This window comes from Congregibacter litoralis KT71, from assembly GCF_000153125.2.
In the GTDB taxonomy this organism is placed as follows: Bacteria; Pseudomonadota; Gammaproteobacteria; order Pseudomonadales; family Halieaceae; genus Congregibacter; species Congregibacter litoralis.
Genome location: NZ_CM002299.1, coordinates 3,827,339 through 3,841,004 on the forward strand (window position 1 = coordinate 3,827,339; position 13,666 = coordinate 3,841,004).

The 13,666-nt window shown below is 59.2% G+C and carries 12 protein-coding genes and 2 tRNA genes; 1 reads left to right on the forward strand and 13 read right to left on the reverse strand.

Features of this window, described 5'->3' with window-relative positions; all coding sequences use genetic code 11:
- Nucleotides 1-131: 131 nt before the first annotated feature.
- From truB to rlmE, 13 genes are all read right to left on the reverse strand, one after another.
- A complete protein-coding gene (gene truB / locus KT71_RS17370) occupies nucleotides 132-1,061 on the reverse strand; it encodes a tRNA pseudouridine(55) synthase TruB (RefSeq protein ID WP_023660288.1) in 930 nt (309 codons plus the stop codon).
- A gap of 2 nt (nucleotides 1,062-1,063) precedes the next feature.
- A complete protein-coding gene (rbfA, locus tag KT71_RS17375) occupies nucleotides 1,064-1,501 on the reverse strand; it encodes a 30S ribosome-binding factor RbfA (RefSeq protein WP_008294029.1) in 438 nt (145 codons plus the stop codon).
- Nucleotides 1,502-1,527: 26 nt separating this feature from the next.
- The gene (gene infB, locus KT71_RS17380; RefSeq protein ID WP_008294028.1) at nucleotides 1,528-4,158 is read right to left on the reverse strand and encodes a translation initiation factor IF-2; all 2,631 of its coding nucleotides are present in this window, start codon (nucleotides 4,156-4,158) and stop codon (nucleotides 1,528-1,530) included.
- 52 nt (nucleotides 4,159-4,210) lie between these two features.
- Entirely contained in the window at nucleotides 4,211-5,704 is a 1,494-nt protein-coding gene (gene nusA / locus KT71_RS17385) for a transcription termination factor NusA (RefSeq protein ID WP_008294027.1), read from the reverse strand.
- A 46-nt stretch (nucleotides 5,705-5,750) separates the two neighbouring features.
- Complete coding sequence (rimP, locus tag KT71_RS17390) at nucleotides 5,751-6,206, reverse strand: ribosome maturation factor RimP (RefSeq protein WP_023660289.1); 456 nt, start codon at nucleotides 6,204-6,206, stop codon at nucleotides 5,751-5,753.
- 146 nt (nucleotides 6,207-6,352) lie between these two features.
- Nucleotides 6,353-6,429: transfer RNA gene (locus KT71_RS17395), tRNA-Met, on the reverse strand.
- Nucleotides 6,430-6,712: 283 nt separating this feature from the next.
- A tRNA-Leu gene (locus KT71_RS17400) sits at nucleotides 6,713-6,798 on the reverse strand.
- Between the two features lie 9 nt (nucleotides 6,799-6,807).
- A complete protein-coding gene (secG, locus tag KT71_RS17405; RefSeq protein WP_008294025.1) occupies nucleotides 6,808-7,254 on the reverse strand; it encodes a preprotein translocase subunit SecG in 447 nt (148 codons plus the stop codon).
- A 57-nt stretch (nucleotides 7,255-7,311) separates the two neighbouring features.
- On the reverse strand, nucleotides 7,312-8,052 hold the full coding sequence (tpiA, locus tag KT71_RS17410) for a triose-phosphate isomerase (RefSeq protein WP_023660290.1): 741 nt from the start codon (nucleotides 8,050-8,052) through the stop codon (nucleotides 7,312-7,314).
- A gap of 179 nt (nucleotides 8,053-8,231) precedes the next feature.
- Nucleotides 8,232-9,587, reverse strand: coding sequence for a phosphoglucosamine mutase (glmM, locus tag KT71_RS17415; RefSeq protein WP_008294023.1), 1,356 nt, complete (start codon nucleotides 9,585-9,587; stop codon nucleotides 8,232-8,234).
- Complete coding sequence (folP, locus tag KT71_RS17420) at nucleotides 9,584-10,471, reverse strand: dihydropteroate synthase (protein ID WP_333782694.1); 888 nt, start codon at nucleotides 10,469-10,471, stop codon at nucleotides 9,584-9,586. Before folP ends, glmM begins: the two co-directional genes overlap by 4 nt.
- A gap of 35 nt (nucleotides 10,472-10,506) precedes the next feature.
- On the reverse strand, nucleotides 10,507-12,432 hold the full coding sequence (gene ftsH / locus KT71_RS17425; RefSeq protein WP_040363392.1) for an ATP-dependent zinc metalloprotease FtsH: 1,926 nt from the start codon (nucleotides 12,430-12,432) through the stop codon (nucleotides 10,507-10,509).
- A gap of 197 nt (nucleotides 12,433-12,629) precedes the next feature.
- A complete protein-coding gene (gene rlmE / locus KT71_RS17430) occupies nucleotides 12,630-13,250 on the reverse strand; it encodes a 23S rRNA (uridine(2552)-2'-O)-methyltransferase RlmE (RefSeq protein WP_008294020.1) in 621 nt (206 codons plus the stop codon).
- Nucleotides 13,251-13,353: 103 nt separating this feature from the next.
- Between rlmE and KT71_RS17435 the strand changes: the two genes are divergently transcribed.
- Nucleotides 13,354-13,662, forward strand: a complete 309-nt coding sequence (locus tag KT71_RS17435) for a YhbY family RNA-binding protein (protein ID WP_008294019.1) — start codon at nucleotides 13,354-13,356, stop codon at nucleotides 13,660-13,662.
- Nucleotides 13,663-13,666 lie beyond the last annotated feature (4 nt).

Consider the following 13,666-nt stretch of genomic DNA (forward strand, 5'->3'; position numbering starts at 1 on the left):
GCTCTGGCACCTCTGGGGCCGATTTTCTACCGGCAACAAAGAGGTCAACCAACCCATAAAAAGAGCCTGTCCGTGCAGATTGACAGACAGGTTCTCGTCAGCGTCTGCAGAAACACGGGCGTTTTACCCGCTTATCCACCGCTGACAACCAGTCGACGGGGCGCAACGCGCCCGTCGTCCAGAATTTCTCCAAGCCCCAGAAACTCACCGGTCTCCAAAGCGACGCGCACCATACCATCACAGGGCGCATTTGGCACTAGCACCGGCTGACCCTGCCGCAGGTAAAACCCACTGGATTCGGGCAGTTTCAGCAGGGGCATGTGAGCCACTGCCGTATCTGTGGGCTGCAGGAGTGCGTCCATCCCCGCCAGATCCTTGTGCTCATGTAAGGCTTCCAGCGTACCCATAGTTACGCACTGGTCCAGGGCAAAAGGACCCGCCTTGATTCGCCGCAATGCTGATACATGGCCGCCCACGCCCAGCCGTTCGCCAAGATCCATGGCCAGAGAGCGCACATAGGTACCCTTGCTGCATAAGATGCGCACATCCGCCTCGGCCCGCGCACCGGGACGGAATGCCAGAAGCTCCAGGGACTTTACGGTCACGGCGCGTGGCTGCCGCTCTACCTCAATCCCCGCCCGGGCTAATTTGTAGAGCGGTTTACCATCACGCTTGATGGCCGAGTACATGGGCGGCAGCTGCTCAATAGCACCGCGAAAGGCATTCAAGGCCTCCTCGATCGTCGCTTTGTCGAGGTGCCCGGCATCAGCTTCCCCTACGGTCTCGCCTTCGGCGTCCCCGGTCTCTGTGCTTTGGCCAAGGCAGAAAGTGCTCTCGTAGCCCTTCTCCGCATCCAGGAGGTACTGGGAAAACTTGGTGGCCTCGCCAAAGCAGAGCGGTAAAACACCGGTGGCGAGGGGATCGAGACTCCCCGTGTGCCCCGCCTTCGCCGCCGAAAACAGCCACTTACAGCGCTGCAGGGCCTGATTGGAGCTCATGCCCAGGGGTTTATCGAGAAGAAGAATGCCGGAGACTGCTCGACCACGGCGCCGTCGCGCCATGCTCAGTTGACTCCGCTCGGACCGCTAGTGTCGGACTCGTCAGCGGCGTCGACAGGGTCGGGGAGATCCGCGTAACGGCGATCATCGGCCGTGCGGGCACGATGGATAAGTGCCTCGAGATCCCTGCCCCTACCCACACTGCTGTCAAACACAAAGCGCAGCTTGGGTACGCTGCGCATGGAGGCATCCCGGGCAAGGGCTGAGCGCAGAAAACCCGCCGCGTTGTTGAGCACGTCGGTGCAGGGTTTTGCCTCCTCGGCCGTATCAGAGCCCAGCAAGGTAAAGTGCACCCGGGCATGGGAGATATCCCGACTGACATCCACGGCGGTAATGCTCACCATGCCAAGGCGGGGGTCGCGCACTTCCCGCTGAATGATCAACGCAAGCTCGCGGCGCAGGTAATCACCTACGCGCTCGGTGCGACTAAACTCTTTGGCCATGGCAACAGGGGAAGCGCGACAGTCCGTTACAGACTGCGCGCTATCTCGCGAACCTCAAAGACTTCGATCTGATCGCCCACTTTGACATCGGTGTAATTCTTCACACCGATACCACACTCGACGCCATTACGTACCTCGTTGGCGTCATCCTTGAAGCGCCGCAGGGATTCAAGCTCACCCTGGTAGATCACGACATTGTCGCGCAGCACGCGGATGGGCTTGGAGCGGTACACCGTGCCTTCGGTCACCATGCAACCGGCAATCTGGCCAAACTTGGGCGAACGGAATACGTCCCGTACCTCGGCAATGCCCACGATTTCTTCGCGCATCTCCGGAGGCAGCATGCCCGACAGGGCCTGCTTCACGTCGTCAATGAGATCGTAGATCACATTGTAGTAGCGAAGGTCCACACCTTCCGCTTCCACCAGACGGCGCGCGGATGCATCGGCACGCACGTTGAAGCCGAAGACCACGGCCTCAGAGGTCATCGCCAGGTTGATATCGGTCTCGGCGATACCACCGACACCGCCGGATACGATATTGACCTGCACCTCGTCATTACCCAGATCCAGCAAGGCCGTCTGCAGGGCCTCGAGGGAACCGCGCACATCAGCCTTGACCACCACGTTGAGCGTCTTTTTCTCGCCTGCGGTCATGCTCTCAAACATATTGTCGAGCTTGGCTGCCTGCTGACGCTGAAGCTTGCTGTCACGCATTTTCTCCTGGCGGGAATCCGCCAGCTCGCGCGCACGCTTTTCGTTCTCAAGCACGGCGAACTGGTCGCCGGCATCCGGCGTGCCATCAAGGCCGAGGATCTCGACGGGAATACTCGGGCCCGCTTCATCAATGGGCTTCCCGTTCTCATCGAGCATGGCGCGCACGCGACCGTAGTGCAGCCCCGCAAGGCAGATATCACCCTGACGCAAGGTGCCGCTTTGCACCAGCAGCGTCGTTACAGGACCGCGACCCTTGTCCAGACGGGACTCAATAACAATACCTTGGGCAGGCACTTCGCGAGGGGCCTTGAGCTCGAGGAGCTCGGCCTGCAACAGGATCGCATCCAACAGCGCATCCACGCCATCTCCGGTCAATGCCGACACGGGAATAAACTGATGCTCCCCACCCCACTCCTCGGGAATCACTTCCTGAGCGGCCAATTCGTTCTTGACGCGATCGGGGTCCGCGCCTTCCTTGTCCATCTTGTTCACCGCAACAATCAGCGGGACCTCTGCGGCCTTGGAATGTTGCACCGCCTCAATGGTCTGGGGCATCACACCGTCGTCCGCCGCGACTACCAGAATCACGATATCCGTGCTCTTGGCGCCGCGGGCACGCATGGCCGTAAATGCGGCGTGGCCCGGCGTATCCAGGAAGGAAATCATGCCGTGGTCCGTATCGACGTGATAAGCGCCGATGTGCTGGGTGATACCACCCGCCTCGCCCGAGGCAACCTTGGCTTTGCGAATGTAATCAAGGAGCGATGTCTTACCGTGGTCAACGTGACCCATAACGGTAACCACCGGCGCCCGGGGCGTCTGCTCGCCTTCATGCATGGCCAGCGCTTCGCTCAGGTTGTCCTCAAGCTCATCCGCACTCACCAGCTTGACCTTGTGGCCCAACTCTTCAACCACCAGCGTGGCGGTGTCCTGATCGATCATCTGGTTGATGGTCGCCATGACGCCGAGCTTCATGAGCTCTTTAATCACGGCACCGGACTTCACCGACATCTGCTGGGCGAGGCCACCGACAGAGATCATGTCCGCCAGCTCTACTTCGTACACCTTCTTAGCTGTGGGCATTTCGAATCCGTGTTTGCCATGCTCTTCGTGAGTGGATTTGCCCTTGCGACGGCCGCCGCGACGACGGGGCGCACCGGACTCGGCGGCCTCGAGATCGGATAACGACAGGTTGTGACCGCGGTGCTTACCACGCCCAAGGGGCTCGGCGCCCACGCGACCACGGGACTTTTTCTTTCGGGGCTCTTCGCGACCCGGGGCAGCGGGAGCGTCGTGAAGACGCTTGGGCTTGCGGGCCACATCCGCACTGGGCGCTGACCGCGGCGCCGCGGCTGCTTCTGCAGCTTTGCGCTCCTCTTCGGCCTTGCGCGCGGCAATCGCCGCTTCCCGGGCAGCAGCTTCCTCCGCTTCCTGCTTCTTGCGGCGCGCCGCAGCTCGCTGACGAAGCACCTCAGGATCCAGGTCTTTTTCATCTTCGGGCTCGGGCTCAGGCTCGGGCTCCGGTGCGGGCTCGGGTTCCGGCGCCACAACTTCCGGCTCCACAACCTCCTCGACCACGGGCTCCTCGACAAGATCATCCAGGGCTGCTGAGGGCGTTTCCGCCGCATCCTCTTCCAGAACGTCACGCTTGACGTAGGTGCGCTTTTTTCGCACCTCGACGTTGACGGTTTTCTTGCCCTGGGAACCGCCGGCACCGCGGAGGGTGCTGATGGTTTTGCGCTTCAAGGTTATGCGCTTGGGGGCCGCGGTGGACTCACCATGACTGGCCTTGAGGAATGCCAGCAACGTCTGCTTGTCCTCGTCAGACACGGCCTGCTCTGCCGCACTGTGAGGCAAGCCCGCATCTTTCATCTGCGCCAGCAAACGCTCTACCGGTGCGCCTACCGTTTCTGCCAGTTGCTCTACTGTTACCTGCGCCATCGCGCTGTCTCCCTTGTGACCCGTTGACCCTGCTCTACCATCAGAGGGGTTATCAGGCCGACTCTTCCTCAAACCACGGCGCGCGAGCAGTCATGATCAGCTCACCAGCGCGCTCTTCGGTCATATCTTCAATATCCATCAACTCATCGACGCCCTGCTCTGCCAGATCTTCCATGGTCACGATGCCGCGACTGGAGAGAATAAAGGCGAGATGACGGTCCATACCGTCCATGGTCAGCAGGTCTTCCGCGGGCTCCTGGGCTCCGAGCTCTTCTTCCGAGGCAATAGCCAGGGTTAGAAGGGCGTCCTTGGCACGAGCGCGAAGCTCCTCCGCGATGTCCTCATCAAAACCGTCGATGGACGTCATTTCTTCGAGGGGGACATAAGCCACCTCTTCCAGAGTCGTAAAACCCTCATCAACCAGGATGCCGGCGACATCCTCGTCAACATCCAGCTTGTCCATGAAGGTCTGGATGACCTGTCCGGCTTCGGCTTCCTGCTTCTCGAGCGCCTCGTCGACGCTCATCACGTTGATCGTCCAGCCCGTCAGTTCGCTCGCCAGACGCACGTTCTGCCCGGCGCGGCCGATGGCCTGAGCAAGATTGTCTTCCGCCACGGCAACGTCCATGGTGACGTTTTCTTCATCCACAACGATGGATTCGACTTCCGCCGGCGACATGGCGTTAATCACCAGTTGCGCGGGGTTGTCATCCCACAGCACGATGTCGACCCGCTCATTGTCCAGCTCGTTGGATACGGCCTGCACACGGGATCCGCGCATGCCCACGCAGGCGCCGACGGGATCAATGCGCTGATCGTTGGTCTTTACCGCAATTTTTGCGCGCGATCCGGGGTCCCGGGCAGCACTGCGAATTTGAATCACTTCTTCGGAAATTTCCGGCACTTCGATCTTAAACAGTTCAATGAGCATTTCCGGGCAGGCTCGGCTGAGAATCAACTGAGGGCCGCGGGTCTCCGTGCTGATTTCCTTCAAAATGGCCCGCACGCGGTCGTTGATACGGAAAGTTTCCCGTCCGACGAGTTGCTCCCGGGGCAACAATCCCTCGGCGTTGTTACCCAGATCAACGATGACGTTGTCCCGTGTCACCTTCTTGACCGTGCCCGCAACCAACTCGCCGACGCGGCTTTCGTAGAGTTCCACCACCTGTGCACGCTCTGCGTCGCGTACTTTCTGGACGATAACCTGCTTGGCGGTCTGGGCAGCGATGCGTCCGAAGCCGACGTTTTCCACTTTCTCTTCATGGACATCGCCGGGCTTCAAGGAAGGATCCTGTTCGATGGCTTCTTCCGTTGTGAACTGGGTGCCCAGGAGTGCCAGCTCGTCGTCGGGCACTACCAGCCAGCGGCGCACGGTTTCGTAATCGCCGGTCTCACGATCGATGGTGACTTCGATATCGGCGTCTTCGTCGTAACGCTTCTTGGTGGCCATGGCCAGGGCAGACTCGATCGCCTCAAAGATAATGTCCTCAGACACGCCTTTTTCGTTCGATACCGCTTCTGCAACCAGCAATATTTCTTTTGTCATCGTTCCAAAACCTCGTAACCCTCGTAAAAACAGCCCCGGGGGCTGCTTATATCCGCAACGTCAGCTGCGCCCGGTCCACGTCGCCGAAGGGCAACAGATACTCGTGATCATCCACAAGCAACACTATATCCTCGTCTTCAACACCCCGAAGAATGCCTTTGAACTTGCGCCGTCCCTCAAAGGGGCTACGCAGGCGCAGCTCAACTTCCTCGCCGACGTACCCCGGATATTGTTCTAATCGAAATAAACGCCGATCAACACCCGGCGACGACACTTCCAGCACGTACTCGCCGCTGATGGGCTCCTCCACATCAAGAAGCGCACCCACCTGCTCACTCACCGCGGCACAATCGGTGACCTGCACACCGTTCTCAGACTCTATATACAGTCTTAAAACGCTGTGCTTGCCTTGAATGAGGTATTCCGTTCCCCATAGTTCAAAGCCCAGGGCCTCAACGGTAGGCGCCAGCAATGCTTGCAGCTTATTTTCCCTTGCACTCATCGCCCGCCTCCTGTCGTCCGCCGCAACGACGAATCGCCGCTGATCCATTTACTTTCCGGCCCGCGATACAAACGCGAAGCCAATAAAAAAGCCCCATAAGGGGCTTTTTTAATCACACCGTCGGTCATTGGAGCTAACGGTGTTGTTGGTAGCGGGGGCCGGATTTGAACCGACGACCTTCGGGTTATGAGCCCGACGAGCTACCAGGCTGCTCCACCCCGCATCAAAACGTTTCTCTGCGTGTCGACTTGCTTTCTATCTTTCAATCTCTAGTCAACGATGAACACCTGAACTACATCGTTAACAAGCGTCGACTCGCGGGGCACTGCCCTAAGCTGCCCCTTGAGAGGCCGCGTATTATATGTGCGGCCTCCCTGTCACGCAAGCTCAGTGAGCCCGCTTTTGCCAATAAGCGAAAAAATCGCTGATCGGCTTTTACCAACCCAGGCTTTGTTTGTCGTTTGTCCGGGCCTTGCTTATCCGGACGCTGTTCGTCCGGATGTTGTTGGTGCCGAAGGGGGGACTTGAACCCCCACGCGCATAGCGCACTACCCCCTCAAGATAGCGTGTCTACCAATTCCACCACTTCGGCATTAACTGATCAGGTCTGTGGGATGTCTTCCTGGGCAGAATCCACAGTGTCATCCATTCCGTCCGCACTCATCGATGGCATGCTGTCATCGACCACCGGAAGATCTCCCTCAGCAGGGCGCATATCATCCACAGCTTGCATGTCCGAGTCCAGTGTTGCCGGTGCGGAATTTGTCGGAAGAGGGATCGCAAACTCATCCACGGCAGCGGTTTTGTTCTTGGCGATCACGGCCAGGCCAAAACTGGTGATAAAAAACAGCGTCACCATCCACGCCGTCGCGCGAGTCAGGACGTTGCCGCTACCCGTGCTACCAAACACAGTTTGCGACGCGCCCGCGCCGAACGAAGCACCCGCATCAGCACCTTTACCCTGCTGGATAATAATCAGACCAATGATGGCCAGGGACAGCAACAAGTGCGTCACCAAAACCAGCTGTTCAATCAATTGCGCACTCATTTCCTAAACCTCAATGCAGTCGCGGACCTTCGCCACTGCTCCTAATAATCTGTCTGCTCAGGCAGCACTCACAATGGCTGCAAAGGCTTCTGCGTCGAGAGAAGCCCCACCTACGAGCGCGCCATCAATATCTGCCTGGGCAAACAACTCCGATGCGTTGCCCGGTTTCACGCTGCCGCCGTAAAGAAGACGCAATGACTCCGCGCTCCTGGCATCCAACTCCCGCATCACGTCGCGGATAAACTCATGCATCGCCTGCGCCTGCTCCGGCGATGCCGTCAAACCGGTGCCAATCGCCCAAACGGGTTCGTAGGCGATGGCCAAATGGCGGTAATCTGATAAATCGTCCAAAGCGCCTAACAATTGTGCCCTGACGACCTGCTCCGCCTCCCCGGCTTCCCGCTGCTCCTGGGTTTCGCCCACACAAAGCACCGGAGTCAATCCTGCCCGCTGCGCCATCGCGAGTTTTGCGGCCAGTAAGGCATCAGACTCCTGATGATACTGCCGACGCTCGGAGTGACCGACAATTACCCAGGTGCACCCACAGTCGCGAAGCATTTCTGCCGAGACCTCACCCGTGTAGGCGCCCTCGTCGATGTGACTGCAATCCTGGGCGCCGAGCATCACGTCGCTGGAATCCAGCAAGCCTGCAATCTGCCCCAGATACACTGAGGGCGGACAAAGCACACACTCTGCACGTCCCGCCATGAGCTTCGCCAGAAAGTCCGTCACGAGGGCCTCGTTAAAAGCGCTCTTTCCGTGCATTTTCCAGTTAGCAATGACCAGGGGCTGTCGCATAGCTTCAAGCTCCGCGTCGCGAGGGCGCGCAATACTACCCAAGCTGCCTGCCGGGGGCAAGACGTACTAGCTGCCGGGGATACAAAAAGGCAGCAATGATTTTTTGGGGAAGCGCCTTACGAACAGCTACCCCGGTACTCTTCAACAGCTGTTGGGCGCTCTTCAAAAACCTTCCGCCCTCAGGCGGCGGCCAGGAGACCCTCAACAGTCTGGGCCAGGGAACGACACAGGCGATCGACCTGCGCGGCGTCCCGTCCTTCGATCATCACCCGTATCACGGGCTCCGTACCCGAGGGCCGCAAGAGGACCCGGCCATTGTCCCCCAACTCCGCCTCCACCTGCGCCACCGCCTCAAGGACCTCAGGCTGCGATGCAATGCTCGCTCCCGGGCTGATCCTCACGTTGATCATGGTCTGGGGAAGAAGAGGCACATCGCTGAGCACCTCTCGAAGACTGCGCCCGCCGCTTTGCAGCGCCCTGAGTACTTGCAGGGACGACACAATGCCATCGCCCGTGGTGGTGACATCCGAGCAGATGATATGCCCCGAGGACTCGCCACCGAGGTGCCAGCCCTGCGTCTCCATCATCTCCCGCACATAGCGGTCACCCACCTGCGCCCGCACGAACTGCAGCCCCTGTTCGCGAAGGGCAAGCTCCAGCCCCAGATTCGACATCAGAGTGCCGACTACGCCGGTGTCAGAACTGCCTTCCTGCAAGCGGTGCATCGCGATGACATAGAGCAACTGATCACCGTCGACGGTTGCACCCTGATCATCGACGAACAGCACGCGATCCCCGTCACCGTCGTAGGCAATGCCGAGATCGCAATTGCGCTCCCGCACGGTTGCTGCGAGGGTGTCCATGTGCGTGGACCCGACACCTTCGTTGATATTGAAACCATCCGGCGACACCCCGATGGAAATCACCTCTGCCCCCAGTTCGGACAGCACGCTGGGCGCGATGTGATAGGTCGCGCCATGAGCGCAATCCATGGCGATACGCAGTCCTCTCAGACTGAAGCCCTCGGGCACCGTGGATTTACAGAACTCGATGTAACGGCCGGCGGCGTCCACGACACGCTGAACCTTGCCGATATCGTGGGATTCTACGCAGGCCAGAGGCAGCTCAAGCTCGGCCTCGATAGCCAGCTCGATCTCGTCGGGCAGCTTGGACCCCGTGGCAGAGAAGAACTTAATACCATTGTCAAAATAGGCATTATGAGACGCGCTGATAACGATTCCAGCATCCGCGTTCTGCGTCCGGGTCATCAGAGCGACGGCGGGCGTGGGCATGGGGCCCAGAAGTTTCACATCGACACCGGCGGCCACCAGACCGGCCTCCAATGCCGATTCGAACATATACCCGGAAACCCGCGTGTCTTTACCGATGATCACACTGCAGCGCCCCTGCGCTGCCATTTGCCGCGTAAACACGCGGCCACAGGCCCAACCCAGCTTGAGCACAAAGTCCGGGGTAATCGGCGCTTCGCCCACCAGCCCGCGAATACCATCGGTACCAAAATAACGTTTCTTCATGGGATCCGGACATCCTTTACGGCTTGGAGTATTCGCAAAACATCGGCGGTTTCCGCCACATCGTGCACACGCAGGATCGACGCGCCGCGCTCAGCCGCCAGCATGGCCAATGCGAGACTGCCGGGCAGCCTGTCGTCTACCTCACGACCCGTGAGTTTAGCAATGAGCGACTTCCGTGATAAGCCGACCATGATCGGCAAGTCCAGCTCCTCGAAGCGATCAAGCTGTGCCAGAAGAGTCAGGTTGTGTTCCAGGGTCTTACCGAAGCCAAAGCCGGGATCAACAACAATCTGCGATCGTTCGATGCCCGCCGCAACACAGGCCTCGACCCGTGCTGCCAGAAACTGACTCACTTCAGCAACGACATCAAGGTATTCCGGGGACTTTTGCATAGTGTCCGGCGCACCCTGCATGTGCATCAGGCACACCGGGAGCGAAAGCTCGGCGGCTACCTTCAGAGCATTCTGCCGCCCCAGAGCGCGTACATCGTTGAGCAAACCCGCGCCTGCCCCTGCGGCGGCACGCATCACTGAGGGGTTGCTGCTATCCAGGGACAGCACCGCGTCTGTCTCATTTTTCAGAGCCTCAAAGACCGGCACTACGCGATCCAGCTCCTCCTCTTCAGATACGGGTGTGGCACCGGGACGCGTGGACTCGCCCCCGATATCGAGGATCTTCGCACCGCTCTCGACCATCGCGACCGCGACCCGTCGCAGTGCATCGAGGTCGGGTCGACCGCCGGACAGCCAGCGGCCCCCATCAGAAAAAGAATCGGGCGTAATATTGAGAACGCCCATAATAATGGGCGTTGAAAGATCGAGGTCGGTGCCGGCACAACTGAGGGCTGCGCCAGCACTGGAAGGCCTGGTCAAAGGACTGGTCAAAGGACTGCTAATGACCTGATGGCGTTTTGCCGGCCTTAGTGCTCGCCGGCGGGCCCGCCAATGGGGCCGCTTCGATCAGCGGTATCCGAGCCTTCCGCTGACGATGAAGAGCCTGAGTCGCTGCCGTCGTCTTTGTTGCTCCAGTCGCTGGGCTCCCGGGGCGTTCGGCCCGCCATGATGTCCTCGATCTGATCAGCATCGATGGTCTCGTAGTGCATCAGCGCGTCGGCCATCACATGCAGCTTGTCGAAATTTTCTTCGAGGATGTCCTGCGCCTTGCGATAGCACTCGTCGATAATGCGACGCACTTCGGCATCAATCTGCTTCGCCGTCTCATCGGATATTGCTTTGTGAGACTGGCCGGCACTGCGGCCAAGAAACACCTCTTCACCACCTTCGTCATACAGCAGGGGACCCATTTTTTCTGAAAGCCCCCACTTGGTCACCATATTCCGGGCGATTTCCGTGGCGCGTTGAATATCGTTTGAGGCGCCGGTGGTAATACCGTCGGGACCCAGGGTCATCTCCTCCGCGATCCGTCCGCCGAAAAGGCTGCAAATCTGGCTGATGATGTGACGACGGCTATGGGAATAGCGATCCTCCTCGGGGAGGAACATGGTCACCCCCAGGGCCCGTCCGCGGGGAATAATGCTGACCTTATAGACAGGGTCGTGCTCGGGCATGATGCGGCCCACGATCGCATGACCTGCTTCGTGATAAGCCGTGTTCCGCTTCTCGTCTTCGGACATCACCATGGACTTGCGCTCCGCGCCCATCATGATCTTGTCCTTAGCAAGCTCGAATTGCGTCATGCCTACGGTTCGTGACCCCGAGCGTGCCGAGAAAAGCGCCGCTTCGTTCACCAGGTTGGCAAGATCCGCACCGGAGAACCCGGGCGTGCCGCGGGCAATCTTGGACGCTTCCACATCCTCAGCCAGGGGTACCTTGCGCATGTGCACCTTGAGGATTTGCTCGCGGCCGCGGATATCCGGCAGACCCACAACCACCTGGCGGTCGAAACGACCGGGACGCAGGAGAGCCGGATCCAAAACATCCGGGCGGTTGGTCGCGGCAATTACAATCACACCGTCGTTGACTTCAAAACCATCCATTTCCACGAGGAGCTGGTTAAGCGTCTGCTCACGCTCATCATGCCCGCCGCCAAGGCCTGCGCCACGATGGCGACCGACGGCATCGATCTCATCGATGAAGATAATGCACGGTGCCTGCTTCTTCGCCTGGTCAAACATATCGCGGACACGGGACGCGCCCACACCGACAAACATTTCGACGAAGTCCGAGCCGGAGATTGAGAAAAAGGGCACCTTGGCTTCGCCGGCAATAGCCTTGGCCAGGAGCGTCTTACCGGTACCCGGTTGACCCACCATGAGTACGCCGCGGGGAATACGTCCGCCAAGCTTCTGGAATTTGCCCGGATCGCGCAGGAATTCCACCAGCTCCTGCACGTCCTCCTTGGCCTCATCCACACCGGCCACGTCAGCAAAGGTCGTTGTGATCTGATCCTCGCCCAGTAGTTTCGCCTTGCTCTTGCCAAAGCTCATGGGGCCGCCGCGACCGCCGCCACCACCCTGCATCTGACGCATAAAGAACATGAAAACCGCGATGATGATGAGAATCGGGAAGCTCGCCACCAGCAGCTGTGTCCACACGCTCTGCTGCTCGGGCTCTTTACCCTCGACCTCAACCTGATGGGTCAGGAGATCATCCATTAGCTTGGGATCATCTACCATGGGCCGGGTCGTCTCGAAATACGAGCCGTCGAAACGCTCGCCGGCAATAGTGAGCCCGTCAATAGTCACCTTGCGCACCTGGTCGCGCTGCACTTCCTGAATGAACTCGGAGTACACCATGCGCTCCGTGGGCGTTTGCATACTGAAGTTGTTGAAAATAGACAGCAGCACCGCCGCAATCACGATCCACAACAGCAGGTTTTTGGCCATATCGTTCAAAATCGTTACCTCATTGCTGCGATAGCTTCTCTACACTATCGCCAAAAATTCACCGGTCGCAGCAGTCGTCGTCTGCGCAGGGTCGAACGCCTTCGTCCAAATACCCGCCGGTCGACCAGTATAGCGTTTTTTACGACACAAACGCGCCCTTGGGCCACTTGAGACCATGAACAGTGCCGGGAGGACGATCAACGGCGCCCGCGAGCCACCAGATACACTTCCCGGGATCGCGGCCGGGAAGCAGAGGGCTTGCGGGTCAGCACCTTGTCGAACTGCTCCCGTGTCGCTCGGAACAACTCATCAAAGCCCTCTCCCTGAAACACCTTGGTGATAAAGGCACCGCCGGGAACCAGCACCCGCGTCGCCATATCGAGGGCAAGTTCCACCAGATAAATAGACTTCGGCTGATCCACGGCGCTCACCCCACTCATGTTGGGGGCCATATCGGATATTACAAGGTCGGCACTTTTATCGCCCATCTCCGCCAAAATCTGCTCAAATACCTGATCTTCCGTAAAATCGCCCTGAACAAAATTAACGCCGTCGATAGGATCCATGGGCAATATGTCCGAGGCGATAACCTGCCCGCGCTTTCCCACCAGCTCCGCGGCGACCTGAGACCAGCCCCCGGGGGCACTCCCCAGATCCAGCACAGTCATGCCCGGACGAATAATGTTGTCCCGCTCCTGGAGCTCAAGGAGCTTGTAGCAGGCGCGGGAGCGATAGCCGTCACGCTGTGCCTGCTGCACGTAGGGATCGTCTCGATGTTCGCGCAACCACGCTTTGCTGCTGGAACTTTTTTTTACCATGATGTCTTCCCGGAGAGCTATTTGTCGCAGGGCAGTTCATTTGGGTCCCGCTGGCCTCTGGTGTAGACTCCGCGCCCCGCTGACTGAATCGGTTTACCCTAGCATGTCCCGCAAAACCAATACGCGCCAACTTCGCGCTATCGGCCACAAACTCAACCCCGTTGTCACCATCGCCGGAAACGGCCTGAGCGAGTCTGTGCAACTGGAGCTTGAGCGCGCCCTCAACGACCACGAGCTCATCAAAATCAAGCTGGCCGTGGGAGATCGCGACGCCCGGGATGCCGTGCTTGCGCAGCTACTCGAAGACAGTAAGGCCGAACTGGTTCAGCGCGTTGGCAATACGGCGCTGCTACTGCGCCACAGCGACCAACCGGATCCGAAAAAATCCAATCTCCTGCGGATGCTGGGCTGACTGA

What these genes read in the sequence shown, in the direction of transcription:
- truB (WP_023660288.1), bottom strand. Translation starts at nt 1,061, where the DNA reads ATGGCGCGACGGCGCCGTGGTCGAGCAGTCTCCGGCATTCTTCTTCTC.
- rbfA (WP_008294029.1), bottom strand. Translation starts at nt 1,501, where the DNA reads ATGGCCAAAGAGTTTAGTCGCACCGAGCGCGTAGGTGATTACCTGCGC.
- infB (WP_008294028.1), bottom strand. Translation starts at nt 4,158, where the DNA reads ATGGCGCAGGTAACAGTAGAGCAACTGGCAGAAACGGTAGGCGCACCG.
- nusA (WP_008294027.1), bottom strand. Translation starts at nt 5,704, where the DNA reads ATGACAAAAGAAATATTGCTGGTTGCAGAAGCGGTATCGAACGAAAAA.
- rimP (WP_023660289.1), bottom strand. Translation starts at nt 6,206, where the DNA reads ATGAGTGCAAGGGAAAATAAGCTGCAAGCATTGCTGGCGCCTACCGTT.
- secG (WP_008294025.1), bottom strand. Translation starts at nt 7,254, where the DNA reads ATGAGTGCGCAATTGATTGAACAGCTGGTTTTGGTGACGCACTTGTTG.
- tpiA (WP_023660290.1), bottom strand. Translation starts at nt 8,052, where the DNA reads ATGCGACAGCCCCTGGTCATTGCTAACTGGAAAATGCACGGAAAGAGC.
- glmM (WP_008294023.1), bottom strand. Translation starts at nt 9,587, where the DNA reads ATGAAGAAACGTTATTTTGGTACCGATGGTATTCGCGGGCTGGTGGGC.
- ftsH (WP_040363392.1), bottom strand. Translation starts at nt 12,432, where the DNA reads ATGGCCAAAAACCTGCTGTTGTGGATCGTGATTGCGGCGGTGCTGCTG.
- rlmE (WP_008294020.1), bottom strand. Translation starts at nt 13,250, where the DNA reads ATGGTAAAAAAAAGTTCCAGCAGCAAAGCGTGGTTGCGCGAACATCGA.
- KT71_RS17435 (WP_008294019.1), top strand. Translation starts at nt 13,354, where the DNA reads ATGTCCCGCAAAACCAATACGCGCCAACTTCGCGCTATCGGCCACAAA.